Raw genomic sequence first — 18,508 nt, 5'->3', positions numbered from 1 at the left:
GCGCCCGCGCGACCCAAGCACGCCGGGGATGCCGGCATCAATAGACATCCCGGACATAACGCTTCACGCGCCCCATCTCAGCCACATACTCGCGCGCCGCGTCCGCGCCGAAACCGCCATGGGCGGCGGCGATCTCCACCAGGGTCCGGTCCACATCCTTCGCCATCCGGGCGGCATCGCCGCAGACATATAGATGCGCGCCCGCCTCCAGCCAGCGCCACAGCTCCGCGCCCGCCGCCGTCATTTTGTCCTGCACATAGACCTTTTGCGGCTGGTCGCGGGAGAAAGCGGTGTCGAGGCGGGTCAGATGGCCGCGCGTCAGCCAGCCCTCCAATTCGTCCCGGTAGTAGAAATCGCTGGCCGCGTGCCGCTCCCCGAAGAACAGCCAGTTGCGCCCGCCGGCCCCGGTCAGCTCCCGCTGCTGGAGAAAAGCGCGGAACGGGGCAATGCCAGTGCCCGGCCCGATCATGATGATCGGCACATCCCCCGCCACCGGCACCCGGAAATGGGGCGAGGGTTGGATGAACACCGGCACCTCCTCCGCCCGGTCCGCCAGGAAGGTCGACGCCACCCCGCCCCGCGCCCGCCCGGCGCAGGCATAGCGCACGGTGGAGAGGGTGAGATCCACCTCGCCCGGCGCCTTCAGCGGGCTCGATGCGATGGAATACAGGCGCGGCTGCAAACGCTTGAGGACGGAAAGGAAATCGCCGGCGGCTACCGGGCGCGCATGATCGCGCAGAATGTCGGCAAGCTGGCGCCCCCACAGCCACCGGTCGAGTTCCGCGCGGGGTCCGTCAAGCCGCGCGGCAAGCGCCCCATCGCCCGATAGCGCCGCCCACCCGCGCAGCACATCGGGATGGGGGCGGGCGATCTCGAAATGGCGCTCCAGCGCGCGGACGAGAGGCATCTGCCCGTCCCCCTCCACGGTCACCTCGGCCTCCGGATCGAGATGCAGCAGATCCACAATCTCGGCCACGAGGACCGGGTCGTTGCGCGGCAGAACGCCCAGGGCGTCCCCCGCCTCATAGGCCAGATCGCCGATGGCAAGGCCGATCTGGCGCACCTCCTTGCCGCTGCCCGGTGCGTTGAGGCATCGGTTGCGCACGCGCCGCGCGGTAAACGGATGTCGCCGGTCCCAAGCCGGCTTACCCGGCTTGGCCGCGTTGGCCGGCTTGGCCCCCGCGTGCGCCTGCGGCTCCACGGCTGGCGCCGCGCAGAGCAATTGCGCAACGCGCCGCTGCCACGCGTCAGCGACGACCTCACCATCCGGCTCGCACTCGGCGCGCTCCAACAGGCGCCGGGCGCCGAGCTCGGCCAGCCGCGCATCGAGCTTGCGCCCGAAACCGCAGAACTGGGCATAGCTGCTGTCGCCGAACGCCAGGACGCCGAAACGCAGGTCCTGCATGGGCGGCGCCTGCGGCCCGCTCAGGTGCGCCCAGAAGGCGCCCCCATTGTCGGGGGGGTCGCCATCGCCGAAGGTGCTGGCCACGAACAGGGCCGCGCTGGCGCTCGACAGATCGTCCGCGGCCAGATCATCCATGACGGTCAGCCGCACCGCGCATCCGCCGTCACGCAAGGCCGCGCCCAGCGCCGCGGCGGCCGCTTCCGCCCGCCCGGTCTGCGAGGCAAAGGCCACGATCACCCCGCCCCCCGCTTCCGCGTCGGGAGCACGCAGCGCCGTCCGCGAGAACAGGCCCGCCAGCAGGCCGTTCACCATCAGCCGCGCGCTCTCGCTCAGCGGCGCCGCGGGCGGCAGCATCGGCGTTTCGCGTCCCTCCGCCACCGGTTGCGCGGCAAGGCCGCTCACGAACCCCTTGAGATAGAGCCGCTCCGCCTCCGTCAACGCAAGGTCAAGCCCGGGCGTGAGGCCCAGCACGCCACGGATGCGCGCGATGGCGAAACCGTCCGCGTCCGGCGGGGCCAGAGGTGCGCTCATCATGGGCGCGGACTCCCGTTCAGGCGCGGGGCCGACCCGGGAGAGGGCCACCGCCGCGATCTTCAGTTCCGGTTGATGGGACACGGGATCGACCGCCGCGCTCGTCACCGCGTTGATGGCGAGGGCATCGCCGAACACGTCGTTCCAGTGAAAGGGCGCGAAGCAGGCATCCGCCGCGACCCGATCGCTCACCCGCGCCGGCAACACCGCCCGCCCACGGCGCGAACGCACCTCGACCCGGTCGCCTTCCGCGATGCCGAGCCGCGCCGCCCGCTCGGGATGAATTTCCAGGAACGGCGCGGGGTTGAGCTTGTTCAGGGTGGCCACCTTGCCGGTCTTGGTCAGGGTGTGCCACTGGTGTTGCAATCGCCCGGTGTTCAGTGCCACGGGATATTCAGCATCCGGCAGCTCCGCCGGCGGCACATGGGGCGAGGGCACGAACCGCGCCCGCCCGTCCGTGGTCGCAAAACACAGGGCCGGATCGTCAGACCCGGCGCGTCGGGGCATGTGGCGCCCGTCGTTGAGATACCGGATGGGATTGCGCGCCGGCCCCTCGGCCGCCACCGGCCATTGCAGCGGCCCCTCGCGCAGCCGCGCATGGCTGGCGCCACTGAGATCATATCCGGTCTGCGGATTGGAAAAGGCCGTGATCTCGGCAAACACCTGCGCCGCGCTGTCATAGCTGAAGGCGTCCTGAAACCCCATGGCCCGCGCCACATCGGCGATGAGGTGCCAGTCCGCGCGCGCCGCGCCGGGCGGCGGGACGGCACCCGGCGCCAGCGTCAGGGTGCGCTCCGAATTGACCAGCACGCCATCGGCCTCGGCCCACAGGGCGCCGGGCAACAACACATCGGCATAGACGGCCGTTTCCGTGTCCAGGAAGGCATCTTGTACGATCACCAGTTCCGCGGTCCGCAGAGCGTCGATCACCACCTGCCGGCTGGCGACCGACGCCACCGGATTGGTGCAGATGATCCAGCAGGCCTTGATCCGCCCGGCCTTCATCTCCTCGAACATGGCGATGGTGCCGGACGCCGCCTCGGCGCGGATGGTGCCGGGCGCGAGGCCCCAGCGCGCTTCGGTGAAAGCGCGATCGGCCGCCGACGTCACCACACGCTGACCCGGCAGGCCCGGACCCATGTAGCCCATGTCCCTACCCCCCATGGCATTGGGCTGGCCGGTGAGCGAGAACGGCCCGGCGCCGGGCCGGCAGATGTGCCCGGTGGCGAGGTGCAGGTTGCAGACGGCGGTGGTGTTGGCGGTGCCGTGGCTGCTCTGGTTCAGGCCCATGGTCCAACAGGTGGTGAAGGCCTTGGCCGCCGCGATGAGGGCGGCGGCGCGGCGCAGATCCGCCTCCGCAAGACCAGTGAGCGCGGCCACCCGTTCCGGCGGATAATCCGCCAGCTGCGCGGCCACCGCCTCCCACCCGCAGGTGTGGCGCGTGATGAAATCCGCGTCGAGGTGGCCACCGTCCACCAGAAGGCGCAACAGGCCGTTGAGAAGCACGAGATCAGTGCCGGGACGGATCTGCAGGAACAGGTCGGCCTTTTCGGCGGTGGCGGTGCGGCGCGGGTCCACCACGATGAGGCGGGCGCCCGCCTTCACCCGGTCCATGAGGCGCAGGAACAGGATCGGGTGGCAATCGGCCATGTTGGCGCCGATCACCAGGAACAGATCGGCGGCATCGAAATCGTCATAGGAGCCCGGCGGCGCATCGGCGCCGAACGACAGCTTGTAGCCACTGCCGGCGCTCGCCATGCACAGGCGGGAATTGGACTCGATGTGGCGCGTGCGGATGAAGCCCTTGGCCAGCTTGTTGGCGAGATATTGCGCCTCCATGGACATCTGCCCGGAGACGTAGAAGGCGAACGCGTCCGGTCCGTCACGATCGATGATCGCGGTCAGGCGCTCCGCCACATGGGCCACCGCCACCTCCACGGGCGCGGGGCATTGGTCGTCGCCCCGTTGGGCGCGCACGAAGGCCCCCGTCAGCCGCCCCTTCCCCAAAGGCTCCGCGCAGGTCGCCCCCTTGGTGCACAGGCGCCCGGCATTCACCGGATGCGCCTTGTCCCCGGAGACCTTCACGACCGCACCCTCGCGCACGTCGAGCACAATGCCGCAGCCGACCCCGCAATAAGGGCACACGCTCCGGACCCTCTTCACCCCCTGTTCCGCGCCGCTCATGCTCGCCCCAAAACGAAAAAAGCCGCCACCTGCGCTTCCCGATGCGGAAGCGCAGGTGGCGGCTTTGCCACGGAGGATGTGATCCCCTGCCGCAGTGTCCCAACGCGAGACCCTGCGGCGATGTCTATGCCCACACTAAAACGGAACCGATCCGCGAACACAAGCCCCTTCGTTCAGCGCCCTTCGTTCAGCGCCGTATCGGAACCCGCCGGCCCTATCGGCCCGCGGGCGCCGTGGCCACATAACGGATAGCCCGGTGAATCAGCTCGGCGAGATTGCCGGCGCCGAGCTTGCTCTTGAGCTGCGAACAGGTGTTCGCCACCGTCTTGTAGCTGACCCCCAGCTCATCGGCGATCTGCCCATAAGCCTTGCCTTCGGCCAGAAGCGCCAGCGCCTGAAGCTCGCGGGGGGTGAGATCGGCCATGGTGCCGGGACGTCCGCGACTGCTCATCATGGCCACCTCCAACGCCAGTTGATGGCTGATGTAGGGCTGGCCCCGCCGCACCTTGTCGAACGCCTCCAGCAGATCGGCGGCGGATGTATCCTTCACCAGATAGCCGGTGGCGCCCGCTTCCAGCGCGCGGCTGGCGATGACCGGATCGGCGTGCATGGAAAACACCAGAATCGGCATGCGCATGGCCTGGGCGCGCAGGCGCCGCACCAGCGAAAGCCCCGCCAGGCCGCTGCCGCTGAGCGCGAGGTCCACGATCGCCACATCCGGCGCCCGCCGCCGGAACAGGCGATAGCCGGCGAGCGCCGTGCTCGCCTCCATCAGTTCGCAGACCCCGGCATCTTCGAGGATATAGCGGCACCCCTGGGCGACGATGGGGTGATCATCGATCAACAAGACACGGGTCATTTCAAGGTCTCTTCCTCGCGCGGCGCAAGCGCCGCCGCCCCCGGCAAGGGGATCTCCACCATCAGGCACGCACCCCCGCCCGCGGCCTGGGTGAGGCCGCACTGCCCGCCGAGCGCCCGCACTCGCTCGCGCATGCCCGCAAGGCCCAGGCCGTCCACCACGTGCGACGGCAGGCCCCTTCCGTCATCGCGCAGCACCAGGCGCAGCCACTTGCTTCCCGCCCCAGTGCCGCCCTCGCCCACGGCCACCGACACAGAGCGCGCGCCGCCATGCCTCAGGGCATTGGTCACGCCCTCCTGAACACAGCGGTATAGCGTCGCCTCCAGGGCGGCCCCGTAGCCGGCGCCCAACGCACCCAGCTCCAGCCGGAACACGCGCTCGGGATCGTGCTGCCGGAAATCGGCGACGAGGCTCGCCAGCACATCCGCCAACGGCACATGCCCAAGGGCCGCCGGCCGGAGCCGCCGCAGCAGGCGCCGGTTGGCCCCCTGCATGCGCTCCACGATGTCCACGAGGTTTCCAGCCCGATCCGCCACCCGTTCCCGAAGCGGACCCGGCACCTGGACGGCCATGCGCGCCAGCGAATCGGCGCCGGCCTTGAGGCCGAACATGAGCGGCCCCAATTCATCGTGCAGCTCGCTGGCGATTCGCCGGCGCTCGTCTTCCTCAAGACTCACGAGCCGCGCATTGAGGCGCGCATTCTCCGCCCGCGCCGCCTCCAGGGCACGCGCCAGGGCGTTCACACCGTCCGCCACCTCCGCCAGCTCGCGGATGCGCGGCGGGGCGAGGGGCGGGCAGAGGCGATCATGCTCCAGCGCCCCCAGCGCGGTGCGAAGCCGCGCCAGCTCCCGCCGCACCCGGCCGAGCGCCAGGAACAGGGCCAGAAGGATGGCGCCATTCACGCCGATCGCCACGGATGCAAAGTCCGTCACGTCGTTCCACACCTCGGCGATCTCGTCGTCGGGCACCCCCGCCACCACCACGCGCGCCACCGTTGCGCCGCCGGAGGTGATCGGAACCTCCCGCACCGGACCGTCCACCCCCACCAGCCGTGCGAACCAGGCCGGCGCTTCCGCCGCACCGCGCCGCGGAGGTTCCGACGCCGGGCCACGATGCTGCCCCGCTGGATCGGCGAGGCTGAGCCGCACATGCCGCAGATGGCGCAAATGCACAGGCAACGCCCCCGCCCCGGCCTGGGGATCGAGCGCGATGCGCTCCGCCGCCTCGCGCACCATCCGTTCCGCCATCTCGACCGCCGCGGCCATCTCACTGCGGGTCGCGGCGCGGGCGTTCAGCACCACCACCCACCCGGCAAGGAAGGCCGCAACGACGTTGATGACAAGCACCGTGCCGAGCACCTGCGCCCGTAGTGTGACGCCCCGCCCGATGCGCGCGCCGGCGGGCCGCGCCGGCGCGCGCAGGCCGGCCCGCAGCGTCCCGACAAGGCTCATCCCGCCCCCCGTCCAGCGCAGCACCCCGGCAAGGCCACGGGCCGCCATGGCGCCGAACGTCCCGGCCGGACACTCCACCTGCCACGCGCCCACTGACACACGGGCTCCTCCCCATTCTTCTGATAAAACGCTTATTATTATTTTCAAAACATACGATCGAGAGATCACGTAACGACATTATACGTCATCCCGCCTGCATCTTCAGCAGCAAAGACGGGGCCGGGGAAAACCCTTCGGAATTTCGCTTTTATTATTTTAAATCATACACATGGGCATTTTGCCCGGATGTGATTGCCAAAACTTCCCGATATCAATTGCACAAACACCGCGAGACAAGCGGTCCGCAAAGATCTCAACTCACATCACGCCAAACATGAATATTAGAAAAGAATAAGAACGCACAAGAGCTGGACGCGATCGGAGGGCGCCAGTTCTCTCAAAACTCAACCAATCTGCGCGAGGCGTGGCCATTTTCGGCCACGGCACTCATTCGCGACAGGCGATCGTGCCACGCGGTCGCACCAAGAGACGTTCGCCTGGCACGCGGACCGTCCAAGCGCAAACGCGCGACAACAAGCCGACCGAGGAAACCCAAGGATACGCCAGATGAGCAGATTATTGTCGTCAGCATCCCTCGTTGCCGTCACCCTCGCCCTCGCCGCGGGAGGCCTCGCCGCCCCCGCCGCGCGCGCCAATGACAAACTCGTGGAGCTCGCCAAGAGCGACGAGAACTGGCCCATGACGGGCAAGAACTACGACGCCAACAACTATAGCCCGCAGAAGCAGATCAATAAGGACAACGTGACGAAGCTGCGTCCGGCCTGGTCCTTCTCCACGGGCGTGCTGTCGGGTCACGAAGGCACGCCGCTGGTGGTGGACGGGGTGATGTATGTACACTCTCCCTTCCCCAACACCACGTTTGCCCTCGGCCTCGATGATCCCGGCCACATCCTGTGGCAGCACAAGCCGAAGCAGAACCCCACCGCTCGCGCGGTCGCCTGCTGCGACGTGGTGAACCGGGGCCTGGCCTACTGGCCCGGCGACGGCAAGACTGGCCCTCTCATCATCAAGACCCAGCTCGACGGCAATGTGGTGGCGCTGAAGGCCGACACCGGCGAGGAATACTGGAAGCTTGAAAACTCCGACATCAAGGTCGGCTCCACCCTCACCATCGCCCCCTATGTGGTGAAGGATACGGTGCTGGTGGGCTCATCGGGCGCCGAACTCGGTGTGCGCGGCTACGTCACCGCCTATGACGTGAAGACCGGCGCCCAGAAATGGCGCGCCTACGCCACCGGCCCCGACGCCGACGTGCGCCTCGCCGACGACTTCAACAAGGCCAACCCGCAATATGGCCAGAAGGGCCTTGGCACCCAGACCTGGGAAAGCGACGCCTGGAAGATCGGCGGCGGCACCAACTGGGGCTGGTACGCCTTCGATCCCGGCACCAACATGATCTATTACGGCTCCGGCAATCCGGCGCCGTGGAACGAGACCATGCGTCCCGGCGACAACAAGTGGACCATGACCATCTGGGGTCGGGACATCGACACCGGCGAAGCCAAGTTCGGCTATCAGAAGACGCCCCACGATGAATGGGACTATGCCGGCGTCAACGTGATGATGCTGTCGGAGCAGAAGGACCAGACGGGCAAGATGCGCAAGCTTCTCACCCATCCGGACCGCAACGGCATCGTCTACACCCTCGACCGCACCGACGGCACCCTGATCTCCGCCGACAAGATCGACGACACGGTCAACTGGGTGAAGAAAGTGGACATGAAGACCGGTCTTCCGGAGCGCGATCCGGAATACGGCACCCGCATGGACCATGTCGCCCGCGACGTCTGCCCCTCGGCCATGGGCTACCACAACCAGGGCCACGACAGCTACGACCCGGACCGCAAGTCCTTCTTCATGGGCATCAATCACATCTGCATGGATTGGGAGCCCTTCATGCTGCCCTACCGGGCGGGCCAGTTCTTCGTCGGCGCGACGCTGAACATGTATCCCGGCCCCAAGGGCGACCGGCAGAACGCCCTCGGCCTCGGCCAAGTGAAGGCGTATGACGCCATCAACCACAAGTACAAGTGGGAAGTGATGGAGCGGTTCGCGGCCTGGGGCGGCACGCTCGCCACCGCCGGCGGCGTGATGTTCTACGGAACCCTGGACGGCTTCATCAAGGCGCGCGACAGCGACACCGGCAAGCTGCTCTGGAAGTTCAAGCTGCCTTCCGGCGTCATCGGCCACCCCATGACCTACACCCACAACGGTGTGCAATACGTCGCCATCTATTACGGCGTCGGCGGCTGGCCGGGCGTGGGCCTGGTGTTCGACCTCAACGACCCGACCGCCGGCCTTGGCTCGGTGGGCGCCTTCAAGCAGCTCCAGCACTACACCCAGATGGGTGGCGGCGTGATGGTGTTCTCGCTCGACGGCAAGGGTCCCTACGACAACCCGAACGTGGGTGAATACGCCTCCGGCGGCTGATCCAGCGCCGATGCCGGTCGCCGCTCTCGCCCTCGGCGGCGGCCGGCCCCTTTCATGCGACCCGACCCCGCGCCGTGCCCGCTGCCGGCGTGCCTGACCCCCACGAGGAGGCGTCCATGCCCCGTATCGCATCTTCCGCCGGCACCGCGCTCGCCGCCTTCGTGTTCGGCACCGCGCTTGTCGCCACCAGCTCCGCCGGTGCCCAGAACGCACCCGCCCCAAACGCATCCGCCAACGCCCCCGCGCAAGCCCAGGCCCCCGCGCAAGCCCAGGCGACGCCCGCCGCCGCGCCGGGAACCCTGCGCGTGTGCGCCTCCGAGGTGGAGGCGCCTTTTTCGCAGAAGGATGGGCAGGGCTTTGAGAACCGCATCGCGAAGGTGCTCGCCAAGGCCATGGACCGCGAGGCGGTGTTCGTATGGTCCTCCAAGCCCGCCATCTATCAGGTGCGCGACGGGCTCGATAAAAATCTCTGCGACGTGGTGATGGGCGTCGATACGGGCGATGCCCGCGTGCTTTCGTCCAAGCCCTATTACCGCACCAGCTATGTGTTCGTGACCAAGGCTGACCGGAACATCACCACCGGCGATTGGCAGGACCCGCAGATCAAGGCTCTCGGTCATTTCGTCGTCGGTTTCTACTCGCCGGGCGAGACCATGCTGAAGAAGCTCGGCAAGTATGAGGACAATGCGGCCTATCTCTACAGCCTCGTGAACTTCAGATCGTCGCGGAACCAGTATGTGGAAGTGCCGGGCGACCGCATGGTGAGCGAAGTCGCGAAGGGTGAGGCCGACATCGCCTTTGCGTTCGCGCCCGAAGTGGCCCGCTATGTGAAGTCGTCCCCGGTGCCGCTGCGCATGACGGCGACCACCAGCGATCTTTCCCGCTTCGACGGCACCCCCATTCCGCTGCACTACGACCAGTCGGTGGCCGTCCGCAAAGGGGACCAGGCCCTCATGACACAGATCGACGCGGCGCTCGTGAAGGCGCGGCCGGAGATCGACGCCATCCTGATCGAGGAAGGCATTCCGCTGCTCAAGCCGAATTCATGATCTCGGCTTTGTTTTACTCCACACACAGATCTGGTTGTTGAGACATGCGCGATTTTTGCTGGATCAAGCTCGCCACACGCGGCCTCATCGCCACCGTCGCGGTGCTTGGCTGCGCCCTGACGGCCCAAGCGACGCTCAATTTCACCCACACCGTCACCGGCCAGCCCCTCGACCTCTCCGAGGCCTCGCCCGATGGGCGGGACACCGAGGCGGTCAAGGTGTTCCTCGCCTCTGGCAAGAACATCTATGTGGAAAACGTGAGCTGCCTGCCCAAGGGCAAGGATCTGTTCTTGTCCATGTGCTCCGGTTGCCACGGCCATTATGGCGAGGGCAAGATCGGCCCCGGCCTCAACGACGCCTATTGGACCTATCCCAAGAACATGACCGATCAGGGCCTGTTCGAGACCATCTTCGGCGGCGCGCAGGGGCAGATGGGGCCCATGTATGGAGCCCTCACCCTCGACGACATGCTGCTGGTGATGGCCTGGGTGCGCCATTTCTACAAGGACGACCCGAAAGAGGCCGTCTGGCTCACGCCCGCCCAGCGCGCCAACTTCACGCCCTTCGACGGACATAACGATCACACCCCGCCCGTCGAACAGGCGCCGGTGTGCCAGGCGACCGCCTCCACCGCGGCCAGCCTCAATTCAGAAACGGGAGGAATCAAGCAATGAGCCAGTTTTCGTCCATGCGCCGTGTCCTCGCCCGCGCGGCCGTCGCGGGTCTGACCGGAGGTGCGGCGCTCCTCGCCGCCGGCGGCGCCTTCGCCTATGACGGCACCAATTGCCGCGCGCCCGGCAATTGCTGGGAACCCAAGCCCGGCTATCCGGCCAAGGTCGAGGGGTCCAAATACGACCCGAAGCATAGCGCGACCGAAGTGAACAAGCAGTCCGTGTCCATCGCCGCGATGGAAGACCGCAACAAGAAGCGCGTCGAGTATTTCGAGAAGACCGGCAAGTTCGTCTATGACGTGAGCAAGATCCCCACGAATTGACGATGGCCTCACCCAACCCCACCAGCAGGGCAGAAGCCTGAACATTTTCTGCCGGGCAATCCTCCGATGGATGGTGGGCCAACTGGCGCGGCCGCCGGGATGCCTTTGCGGCCGTTCGGGGCTTCCTGGCCCCGGCTGGCTGCGCCTTTTTTCGCGCCTGCCCCAACACGCGAGGACGGACATGGATGTGATCGCCAGCTCGGATGCCACGCTTGCCGACTGGCGCGACGCAGCGCTCACTTTCGAGCGCGAGGTCGGCAAGGTGGTGCTGGGCCAGGAGCGGGTGATCCGTCTCCTCACCATCGCCGTGTTCGCGCGTGGCCACGTCCTGCTTGAAGGGGACGTCGGCGTGGGCAAGACCACTCTGCTCAAGGCCATGGCCCGCGCCATCGGCGGCGCCTATGCGCGGGTGGAGGGCACCATCGACCTGATGCCCACCGATCTCGTCTATGACGCGCGCATCGCCGACGACGGCCGACCGCGCATCGATCCCGGCCCGCTGCTGAAGCAGGGCGGCGACCTCTCCATTTTTTTCTTCAACGAGATCAATCGGGCACGTCCCCAGGTGCATGCGCTGCTGCTGCGGCTGATGGCGGAAGGCACGGTTTCCGCCTTCGGCCGCGAGGTGCATTTCCCTCACCTCCAGGTGTTCGCCGATCGCAACCGGATCGAGCGGGAAGAGACCTTCGAGCTGCCCGCCGCCGCCCGCGACCGCTTCTTCATGGAAGTGCAGGTGACAACCCCGGCCGATCGCGAGGCGCGCCGGGCCCTCATTTTCGATCCGCGCTTCCACGACACGGACCGGCTGGTGGGCGCGGTGCGCGAGGGGCTTTTCGATCACCAGCGCCTCGCCGACATTGCCCGACTGATCCAGGAGCGCATCCACGCAAGCCCGGCCATCAGCGACTACACCATCGCCCTGTGGGATGCGGTGCGCGCGCCGCACAAGGCCGGCATCACCCTGCCCGACGTGCGCATGGATCGCCTGGTGCAAGGCGGCGCCAGCCCGCGCGGCCTGTCCTTCCTGGTGCGCGCCGCGCGGGTGAGGGCGTGGCTCGAAGGGCGCGACATGATCGTGCCGGAGGATCTGCGCGCCGTCTTCCCGGAGGTGATGGCCCACCGCATCTTCTTCGATCCGGTCTATGAGATGCGGCGCGACGCCCTCGCCGGCGCCCTCTGCCGCGCCGCGTTTGAAACGGTGCCGGCACCATGAGCGGGCACGCCCGCGCCGTTCCCCCGGAGCCGGACGAGCGCCCGATTCCGGTGCTGCCCTATGGCCTTCACTGGCGGCCGCGGGGTCACAAGCCCGGCGCCCATCCCGCCGACGGGCGCGGCGGCGACGGCGCGTTCCAAGCCCTCGCCCCCCTGCTATCGGCGCCGGACCCACGGCGCATCGACATCCGCGCCAGCATCCGCGACCCCTTCGAGGCCGTGCATGTGCGCACCTTCGCGCCACGCCGCTCCATCACCGTGACGGTCATGGTGGATCTGTCCGGCTCCATGGGTTTTGGAGACCTCAAAGCGGAAGTGGCGCAATGCGCCGCGACCATCGCCGCGGCCGCCGGCGCGACCGCCGACGCCTTCAGCCTGATCGCCGCGGACGCAGCCCCGCGGCCCGACCTCTTCATCCCCCCGACCCGCCGGCGCGGGCTCCCGCGTGAGATCCGCGACCTGCTGACGGATGCGTCTTGCGCCGGTCGCAGCGCCCGTGGCCTCGTCGCGGCGGCGGAAAACATGCCGCGCGGACGCGGCCTCGTCTTCCTCGTTTCCGATTTCCTGATGCCGGAAGACGACATCGCCGCCGTGCTCGATGCCCTTTTCCGGCACGACGTGATCCCCGTGGTGGTACGCGACAGCCGCGCGGAGGGGGACCTGCCCCGGTTTGGCCTGCTCGACGTCATCGATGCGGAGAGCGGCCGCCGCCGTCTGGTCTTCATGCGACCGCGCCTGCGCGCCCGCTGGTTGGCCCAGGCGGAGCGCCGCCGGTCCGCCCTCGAGTCTGTTTTCGCCAGCCGAGGCGTCGTCCCCTTCTTTCTCACCGACCGGTTCGATGCCGATGCGCTGCTCGATCATCTCGCGCGCCGCTGAGGCCGCCGCGCTCGCTGCGCTTCTTGCCCTCGCGTCGCCGGTCGCGCGGGCCGACAGCATCGCGCTCAAAGCGCCGCGCGCCTTCGGCTATGTGATCGGCGACACTTTAACCCTTGAAGCCGTCATCACCCTCGACCCCGGCGCGCAGATCGACCCCGCCAGCCTGCCGCAGCCGCGCAAGGTGTCGAGCTGGCTGAACCTCGTGGCGACCGAGCTCACGCCCGACGCCGCCGGACACCTGCGGCTGAGCCTGACCTACCAAACCTTCTTCAGCCCGCTCGAACCGCGCACCCTCGAAATCCCCGCATGGCCGCTGACCATCCGCCAGGGCGACGCCCGCCGCACGCTGACGGTGCCCGCGTTCGCATTCGTCACCACCCCCCTGCGTGAACTGGTGGCCAGCCAGGGCGGCAACCCCATGGCACTGCAGCCGGATATCGCGCCTCGCCCGTTCCCCCTGGGCGGAGAATGGCGGCGCGCCGGGCTTGCCGCCGCCATGGCCGGCTTTGGCGCGTTCGGGTTCGCACTCGCATCGGGATGGCGGCCGTTCGCGCGCCATCCACGGCCGTTCGCGGCCGCGGCACGCGCGCTGCGCCGCCAAGGCGATCCCGGAACACCCGAGGCCTATCGCGCGGCCCTCCTCAGCCTTCACCGTGGGTTCGACGCGACCTCCGGCCGCCGGCTGCTGGCCGAGGACATCGGCGCCTTCGTGCGCCAGTCCCCGCGCTTCGCGGAACGGGAGAGTGACATCGCCCGCCTCTTCGCGGCCTCGCGCACCGCGTTCTTCGGAGCGGGAGCAGAGTTGGCCATGGTCCAGCTTCCACCGGCGGAGGTGGTCGCCATCGCCGCCCGCCTTGCCCGGACCGAGGCGCGCGATCGAGGCCCCGCCGCCGCGCCGGCTCTGGAAGAGGCGGCGTCATGATCCCCGGACCCGACCTGAGCGTCGATCACCCCCTGGTGTTGCTGCTGCTGGTGCTCGGCCTCCTGCCGCTCGTGGCAAGCCCGCTGCGCGGCACCGGCGTGCCGGCCTTGGCCCTTGCGCCGGCCGACGGCCTGTCCATGGCGCTCAGCGTCGGGCTGAAAATCGCCGGCCTGCTCGCCATCTACGCGCTGGTGCTCGGTCTCGCCGGCCTCCATCTGCAGGCCCAGAGCGTCGCCCGCCTGGGCAACGGCGCCCATCTGATGCTGCTGTTCGACCGCTCCGCGAGCATGGACAACACCTTCGCCAACCGCCAGCCGGGACAGGGGGAAGAATCCAAATCCGCCGCCGCCAAGCGCCTGCTGATGGATTTTCTCGCCCATCGCCCGCGTGACCGCATAGGCGTGGCCGCTTTCTCCACCTCGCCCATGCCGGTCCTGCCGCTGACCGACCATCACGACGCGGTCGCCGCCGCGGTCGCGGCCATTGACCGGCCCGGGCTCGCCCTCACCGACGTGGGGCGCGGACTCGCCTTGGCCCTGGAGGCGTTCGACACCGACAATGACACCGCCACGGCCGGCGGCGCGGTGCTGCTGGTGTCCGACGGCGCCGCCCTCATCGATCCACGGGTGCAGGCGGCCCTGCGCGACGGGCTGAAGCGACGGCCGGTGCGGCTCTACTGGCTGTTCCTGCGCACCGCCGGCGCCCGCGGCATCTTCGACAAGCCCGAGGCGCCCGGAGACGACATTCCCCAGGTGATGCCGGAGCGGCATCTGAACATCTTCCTGTCGAGCCTCGGCGTGCCCTATCGCGCCTTCGAGGCCGGCAGCCCGCAGGCGGTGGCGCAGGCCATCGCCGAGATCGACCGGCAGGAGCGCGCGCCCATGCTCTACACGGAGCGGGTGGCCCGCCGCGACCTCGATCGCCTCTGCTATGCCCTGGCCGCCGCCGCTCTCGCGCTGCTGACCGCCGCCAAATGGGCCGAGCGCCAGCTCGACGCGCGCCCGCCCCAGGTCCGGACGAAGCAAGCCGAAAGCTCTCCCGATGTCACCAGGAGGGCCGCATGACCTTGCCCCCCTCTGTATCGCTGGACCCAGCACGCAGGCGCTGGCTGGGCCGGCGCATTCTGCGCCTGGCGCTCGCGCTGGTGACCCTCGGCGCCCTGGCGGCCCTCATGGTGGAGAGCCTGCGGATCGGCGCCCACATGCGCGACAACGCCACCATCGCCGCCCTCGCCGGCGGACGCGACGCCCCCGTGACGGCGGACGCGCCGGCGCGCGTGCTGCTGGCGCGCGCCCATTTCCTCATGGTCCGGGACCGGCTCGACGAAGCCCAGCCCCTGGTCGATCTGCTGGCGCGCAAGGGCGACGCCGACATCGCCGTCGCCGGCCTGTACGACATGGGCAACGCCCGCCTCGCCCGCGCCATCGACCATCTGGAGCGGAGCCAGATCGATCCGGCGGTACCCGAGGTCCGGCTCGCCAAGGCGGCCTATCGCGCCGCCTTGACCCGCGAGCCCGGATTCTGGAACGCCAAATACAATCTCGACGTCGCCCAGCGCCTGGTGCGCGACTTCCCCGAGATCGACCGCGACCCCAAGGACGACCCCAAGCAGGCGCCCAAGCGCGTGTGGACCGATCTCCCCGGCCTGCCCAAGGGGCTGCCATGACCAAGGCGCGTTGGACCATGGCACGTTGGACCCTGCCCCATCGTCCGGACGCGCGCGCCGTCGTGCTGGCCATGGCCTTTGTGCTTGCGATCGCGGCGATTCTCGCGCCGCGCCTGCAAAGCCGGAACGAGGCCTATCGCCTACTCGCGATCGTGGACGTGACCGGCTCCATGAACGTCCGCGATTATGACCACGGCGGCCGCCCGCTCTCGCGTCTGGAGGCCGCCAAGTCCGCCCTGCGCACCCTCGCCGCACAATTGCCGTGCGGGTCGCAGCTCGGGCTCGGCATCTTCACCGAGCGCCGCAGTTTCCTTTTGTTCGAGCCCATCGACACCTGCGCCGACTTCGCGCCCCTCGACGGCGCCATCTCCGCCCTCGACTGGCGCATGGCCTGGGAGGGGGACAGCTATGTGGCGCAAGGGCTCTATTCCGCCGTCAATCTGGCGGCCGGTCTTAACGCCGACCTCATCTTCCTCACTGACGGACAGGAGGCCCCGCCCCTGCCCCGCTCCGGGATCCCGCCCTTTACCGGCGAGATGGGTAAGGTACGCGGGCTTATCGTCGGGGTGGGAGGCGCGACGCCGGTGCCCATCCCCCGCTTCGACACCTTCGGCCGCGAGGTGGGCTTTTATGGCCCCACCGACGTGCCTCAGGAAAACCGGAGCGGACCGCCGCCGGAAGGGGCCGAGGCACGGGAAGGCTGGCATCCCCGCAATGCCCCCTGGGGGGCCGAACTCTCCGGGGGCGAGGAGCATATGAGCGCCGTCCGGACCGAGCACCTGGAAGCCCTGGCAGCCCGTCCCGGCCTGTCCTACGCCGCGCTCACTTCGACACCACTGGAGGGCGCGGTGGCCGCCGCCGCCCGTCCCCGCCCGGTGCCCGGCCACCGGGATACGGCCCCTGTGCCGGCCGCGCTCGCCTTGCTGCTTCTCGTCGGCCTCTACGCCGCCCCACTCATCCGTTCGGTCCGATACAAGAGGATTGCCACGCCATGACCCTGCCCCTCTCTCGCCGCCTCGCGATCTGCGGTGCCATCGCCTGCGCTCTCGCAAGCAGCCCGGCCCTGGCCCATGGCCCGACGCCCCAGAAAGCGGAAGCCGAAGTGGTGATCGCGGCGCCGCCGGAGGCAGTGTGGAAGCTGGTGGCGGATTTCGGCGCCATCGCCGGCTGGCACCCGGACGTCAAGTCGGCGCAGGCCACCGGCAACGGGCCGGGCGCCGAACGCGTGCTGGTTCTGGAGAAAGGCGAGATCACCGACGGGCTCGACGAGATCGACCCGGCGGGCCACCGCATGGCCTATCGTCTGTCGAAGGAAAATGTCGAAGCCTTCCCGGTGAGTTTCTACACCGCCACCATCACGGTCGACGACGCCGGCGGCGGCAAGAGCAAGGTGGAGTGGGCCGCCCGCCTCTATCGTGGCGACACCGGCAATTTCCCGCCCGACGAACTCAATGACGAGGCCGCCACCTCAGCCATGACCGTATTCTTCGAGGATGGCCTGAAGGGCCTCAAGGCCAAGGCCGAAGGCCAGCCCGTGGACGGCAAGGCCCCGGTGGGGCAATGAAACGCCGCCGCGCGTTGCGGATCGTCACGGCGCTCCTGTTCATGCTCGCCGCCGGGGCGGCGAGCGCGTCCGAGCTGCTGGTGGTGTGCCAGAGCGGCGCCGAGCTGCGAGGGGTGGAGACCCAGCATTTCACCACGACCCGCCAGCTCAAGCTGCCCAAGGCACCCGCAGCCCTCGCTCTCTCCCCGGACCGCGCAAGCGCCTTTATCACCCATCCCGACGCCGGGCTGTTGACCCGCGTCGACCTCGCGCGGAGTGCCCTCATCACCTCCGCCGCGATCGGCGGCCAGCCGTTCGGCATCGTGGCCGACCCGGATGGCCGCACGCTCTATGTGGGGGACTGGAGTGCGGACCGCGTGCGCCGGCTCGACGCCGCCTCGCTTGCTGAAACCGGATCGGTCGCCGTGGGCCGGTCGCCCGCCGGGCTCGCGCTCGACCCGGCGCGGCGGGAACTCTACAGCGCCGACCGGGAGGCGGGGGCCGTCAGCATCATCGACCTTGAGACCTTCACGCGCGTGGCGACGGTGCCGGTCGGCGAAGGCCCGTATAGTTTCGACACCAGTGGCGATCGGCGCACCCTGCGCGTGGTGAACGTGCGCAGCGGTGATCTGGCGGAGATCGACAAGGACAGCCACGCGGTCACCCGGCTTGCGGTCGGCAAGATGCCCTATGGAGCGGCCAGCCTGTCGAGGACGGGGGAGGTGCTGGTGGCGAACCAGCAATCGGGCACCTTGAGCCTCGTTGCCGCCGGCGCGTCCCGCCCCATCCGCACCCTGCGCGTCGGGGGCTCGCCGGAAGGGGTGGCCGTCGATCCGTCCCACCCGCGCGCCTATGTGGCCGACTGGTTCTCCGATCAGGTGCTGGTGGTGGACCTTGACGCCCTGCAGGTCGCGGCGCGGATCGGCGTATGCAAAGGCCCCCGCAGCCTGACTCTCCTGCCCTGAGGCGTCGTCGTCAGCTCTGTGGCCGGTCGAGCGCCGCGATCGCCACCATCATGACGGCGCCGATCAGCATGATTGTGACCACCGTCTGCATCCGCCGCGCTCCGTCCTGATGCTTGTCCACGTGATGCTTGCCCACATGCATGCGCACGGACGATACAGGATGGATTCGCAATGTTGCAGCGCACAAATCGCCACCCCTCTCCGCGCGGCACGCAAGCCCAGGTGGTAATATCCAGCGCTGGGGTTCAGGGCCGGGTGCGCCCGCGATGCGATGGGGCGCCACATGACTTGAGAAGGTTCTTGAACGTTTTCCGTTCGTCGCGGCTCACGACATCCGCGCCAAGCTTTTGCATGGACGTAT

At 68.7% G+C, this 18,508-nt stretch carries 15 protein-coding genes; 12 read left to right on the top strand and 3 right to left on the bottom strand.

Annotated features, from left to right (window positions below):
• Positions 1-37 precede the first annotated feature (37 nt).
• The 3 genes from HUW53_RS07885 to HUW53_RS07875 all read right to left on the bottom strand — a co-directional run bounded on the left by HUW53_RS07885 (position 38) and on the right by HUW53_RS07875 (position 6,529).
• The gene (locus HUW53_RS07885) at positions 38-4,120 is read right to left on the bottom strand and encodes a bifunctional nitrate reductase/sulfite reductase flavoprotein subunit alpha (RefSeq protein WP_237345206.1); all 4,083 of its coding nucleotides are present in this window, start codon (positions 4,118-4,120) and stop codon (positions 38-40) included.
• Between the two features lie 214 nt (positions 4,121-4,334).
• Entirely contained in the window at positions 4,335-4,979 is a 645-nt protein-coding gene (locus HUW53_RS07880; RefSeq protein ID WP_237345205.1) for a response regulator, read from the bottom strand.
• Positions 4,976-6,529 (bottom strand): ATP-binding protein, encoded by a 1,554-nt coding sequence (locus HUW53_RS07875; RefSeq protein ID WP_237345204.1) that lies wholly within the window; start codon positions 6,527-6,529, stop codon positions 4,976-4,978. Before HUW53_RS07875 ends, HUW53_RS07880 begins: the two co-directional genes overlap by 4 nt.
• 507 nt (positions 6,530-7,036) lie before the next feature.
• Between HUW53_RS07875 and HUW53_RS07870 the strand changes: the two genes are divergently transcribed.
• The 12 genes from HUW53_RS07870 (at position 7,037) to HUW53_RS07815 (ending at position 18,147) form a co-directional block, all read left to right on the top strand.
• A complete protein-coding gene (locus tag HUW53_RS07870; protein WP_237345203.1) occupies positions 7,037-8,920 on the top strand; it encodes a methanol/ethanol family PQQ-dependent dehydrogenase in 1,884 nt (627 codons plus the stop codon).
• A gap of 116 nt (positions 8,921-9,036) precedes the next feature.
• Positions 9,037-9,969 (top strand): methanol oxidation system protein MoxJ, encoded by a 933-nt coding sequence (gene moxJ, locus HUW53_RS07865; RefSeq protein ID WP_237345202.1) that lies wholly within the window; start codon positions 9,037-9,039, stop codon positions 9,967-9,969.
• Between the two features lie 44 nt (positions 9,970-10,013).
• Positions 10,014-10,643, top strand: a complete 630-nt coding sequence (gene moxG, locus HUW53_RS07860; RefSeq protein ID WP_237345201.1) for a cytochrome c(L), periplasmic — start codon at positions 10,014-10,016, stop codon at positions 10,641-10,643.
• A gap of 14 nt (positions 10,644-10,657) precedes the next feature.
• Complete coding sequence (locus HUW53_RS07855; protein WP_237345280.1) at positions 10,658-10,963, top strand: methanol dehydrogenase [cytochrome c] subunit; 306 nt, start codon at positions 10,658-10,660, stop codon at positions 10,961-10,963.
• 181 nt (positions 10,964-11,144) lie between these two features.
• Positions 11,145-12,176, top strand: a complete 1,032-nt coding sequence (locus tag HUW53_RS07850) for an AAA family ATPase (RefSeq protein WP_237345200.1) — start codon at positions 11,145-11,147, stop codon at positions 12,174-12,176.
• On the top strand, positions 12,173-13,051 hold the full coding sequence (locus tag HUW53_RS07845) for a DUF58 domain-containing protein (RefSeq protein WP_237345199.1): 879 nt from the start codon (positions 12,173-12,175) through the stop codon (positions 13,049-13,051). Before HUW53_RS07850 ends, HUW53_RS07845 begins: the two co-directional genes overlap by 4 nt.
• Complete coding sequence (locus tag HUW53_RS07840; RefSeq protein WP_237345198.1) at positions 13,020-13,973, top strand: nonribosomal peptide synthetase MxaA; 954 nt, start codon at positions 13,020-13,022, stop codon at positions 13,971-13,973. Before HUW53_RS07845 ends, HUW53_RS07840 begins: the two co-directional genes overlap by 32 nt.
• Positions 13,970-15,037: a vWA domain-containing protein gene (locus HUW53_RS07835; protein WP_237345197.1), complete on the top strand. Its 1,068-nt coding sequence runs from the start codon at positions 13,970-13,972 to the stop codon at positions 15,035-15,037. The genes HUW53_RS07840 and HUW53_RS07835 overlap by 4 nt, the downstream gene beginning before the upstream one ends.
• Positions 15,034-15,639 (top strand): hypothetical protein, encoded by a 606-nt coding sequence (locus HUW53_RS07830; RefSeq protein WP_237345196.1) that lies wholly within the window; start codon positions 15,034-15,036, stop codon positions 15,637-15,639. Before HUW53_RS07835 ends, HUW53_RS07830 begins: the two co-directional genes overlap by 4 nt.
• Positions 15,636-16,634, top strand: a complete 999-nt coding sequence (locus HUW53_RS07825) for a VWA domain-containing protein (RefSeq protein WP_237345195.1) — start codon at positions 15,636-15,638, stop codon at positions 16,632-16,634. Before HUW53_RS07830 ends, HUW53_RS07825 begins: the two co-directional genes overlap by 4 nt.
• On the top strand, positions 16,631-17,203 hold the full coding sequence (locus HUW53_RS07820; RefSeq protein WP_237345194.1) for an SRPBCC family protein: 573 nt from the start codon (positions 16,631-16,633) through the stop codon (positions 17,201-17,203). Before HUW53_RS07825 ends, HUW53_RS07820 begins: the two co-directional genes overlap by 4 nt.
• Positions 17,200-18,147 (top strand): YncE family protein, encoded by a 948-nt coding sequence (locus HUW53_RS07815; protein ID WP_237345193.1) that lies wholly within the window; start codon positions 17,200-17,202, stop codon positions 18,145-18,147. The genes HUW53_RS07820 and HUW53_RS07815 overlap by 4 nt, the downstream gene beginning before the upstream one ends.
• Positions 18,148-18,508: the final 361 nt, after the last annotated feature.

The organism is Xanthobacter agilis (assembly GCF_021730435.1).
Lineage (GTDB): Bacteria > Pseudomonadota > Alphaproteobacteria > Rhizobiales > Xanthobacteraceae > Xanthobacter > Xanthobacter agilis.
The sequence above is the reverse complement of the archived record's forward strand: the minus strand, read 5'-3'. Positions and strand labels throughout refer to the sequence as shown.

Bases quoted from the DNA above. Each gene is read 5' to 3' on its own strand.
- HUW53_RS07885 (WP_237345206.1), bottom strand. From the start codon at position 4,120: ATGAGCGGCGCGGAACAGGGGGTGAAGAGGGTCCGGAGCGTGTGCCCT.
- HUW53_RS07880 (WP_237345205.1), bottom strand. From the start codon at position 4,979: ATGACCCGTGTCTTGTTGATCGATGATCACCCCATCGTCGCCCAGGGG.
- HUW53_RS07870 (WP_237345203.1), top strand. From the start codon at position 7,037: ATGAGCAGATTATTGTCGTCAGCATCCCTCGTTGCCGTCACCCTCGCC.
- moxJ (WP_237345202.1), top strand. From the start codon at position 9,037: ATGCCCCGTATCGCATCTTCCGCCGGCACCGCGCTCGCCGCCTTCGTG.
- moxG (WP_237345201.1), top strand. From the start codon at position 10,014: ATGCGCGATTTTTGCTGGATCAAGCTCGCCACACGCGGCCTCATCGCC.
- HUW53_RS07855 (WP_237345280.1), top strand. From the start codon at position 10,658: ATGCGCCGTGTCCTCGCCCGCGCGGCCGTCGCGGGTCTGACCGGAGGT.
- HUW53_RS07850 (WP_237345200.1), top strand. From the start codon at position 11,145: ATGGATGTGATCGCCAGCTCGGATGCCACGCTTGCCGACTGGCGCGAC.
- HUW53_RS07845 (WP_237345199.1), top strand. From the start codon at position 12,173: ATGAGCGGGCACGCCCGCGCCGTTCCCCCGGAGCCGGACGAGCGCCCG.
- HUW53_RS07840 (WP_237345198.1), top strand. From the start codon at position 13,020: ATGCGCTGCTCGATCATCTCGCGCGCCGCTGAGGCCGCCGCGCTCGCT.
- HUW53_RS07835 (WP_237345197.1), top strand. From the start codon at position 13,970: ATGATCCCCGGACCCGACCTGAGCGTCGATCACCCCCTGGTGTTGCTG.
- HUW53_RS07830 (WP_237345196.1), top strand. From the start codon at position 15,034: ATGACCTTGCCCCCCTCTGTATCGCTGGACCCAGCACGCAGGCGCTGG.
- HUW53_RS07825 (WP_237345195.1), top strand. From the start codon at position 15,636: ATGACCAAGGCGCGTTGGACCATGGCACGTTGGACCCTGCCCCATCGT.
- HUW53_RS07820 (WP_237345194.1), top strand. From the start codon at position 16,631: ATGACCCTGCCCCTCTCTCGCCGCCTCGCGATCTGCGGTGCCATCGCC.
- HUW53_RS07815 (WP_237345193.1), top strand. From the start codon at position 17,200: ATGAAACGCCGCCGCGCGTTGCGGATCGTCACGGCGCTCCTGTTCATG.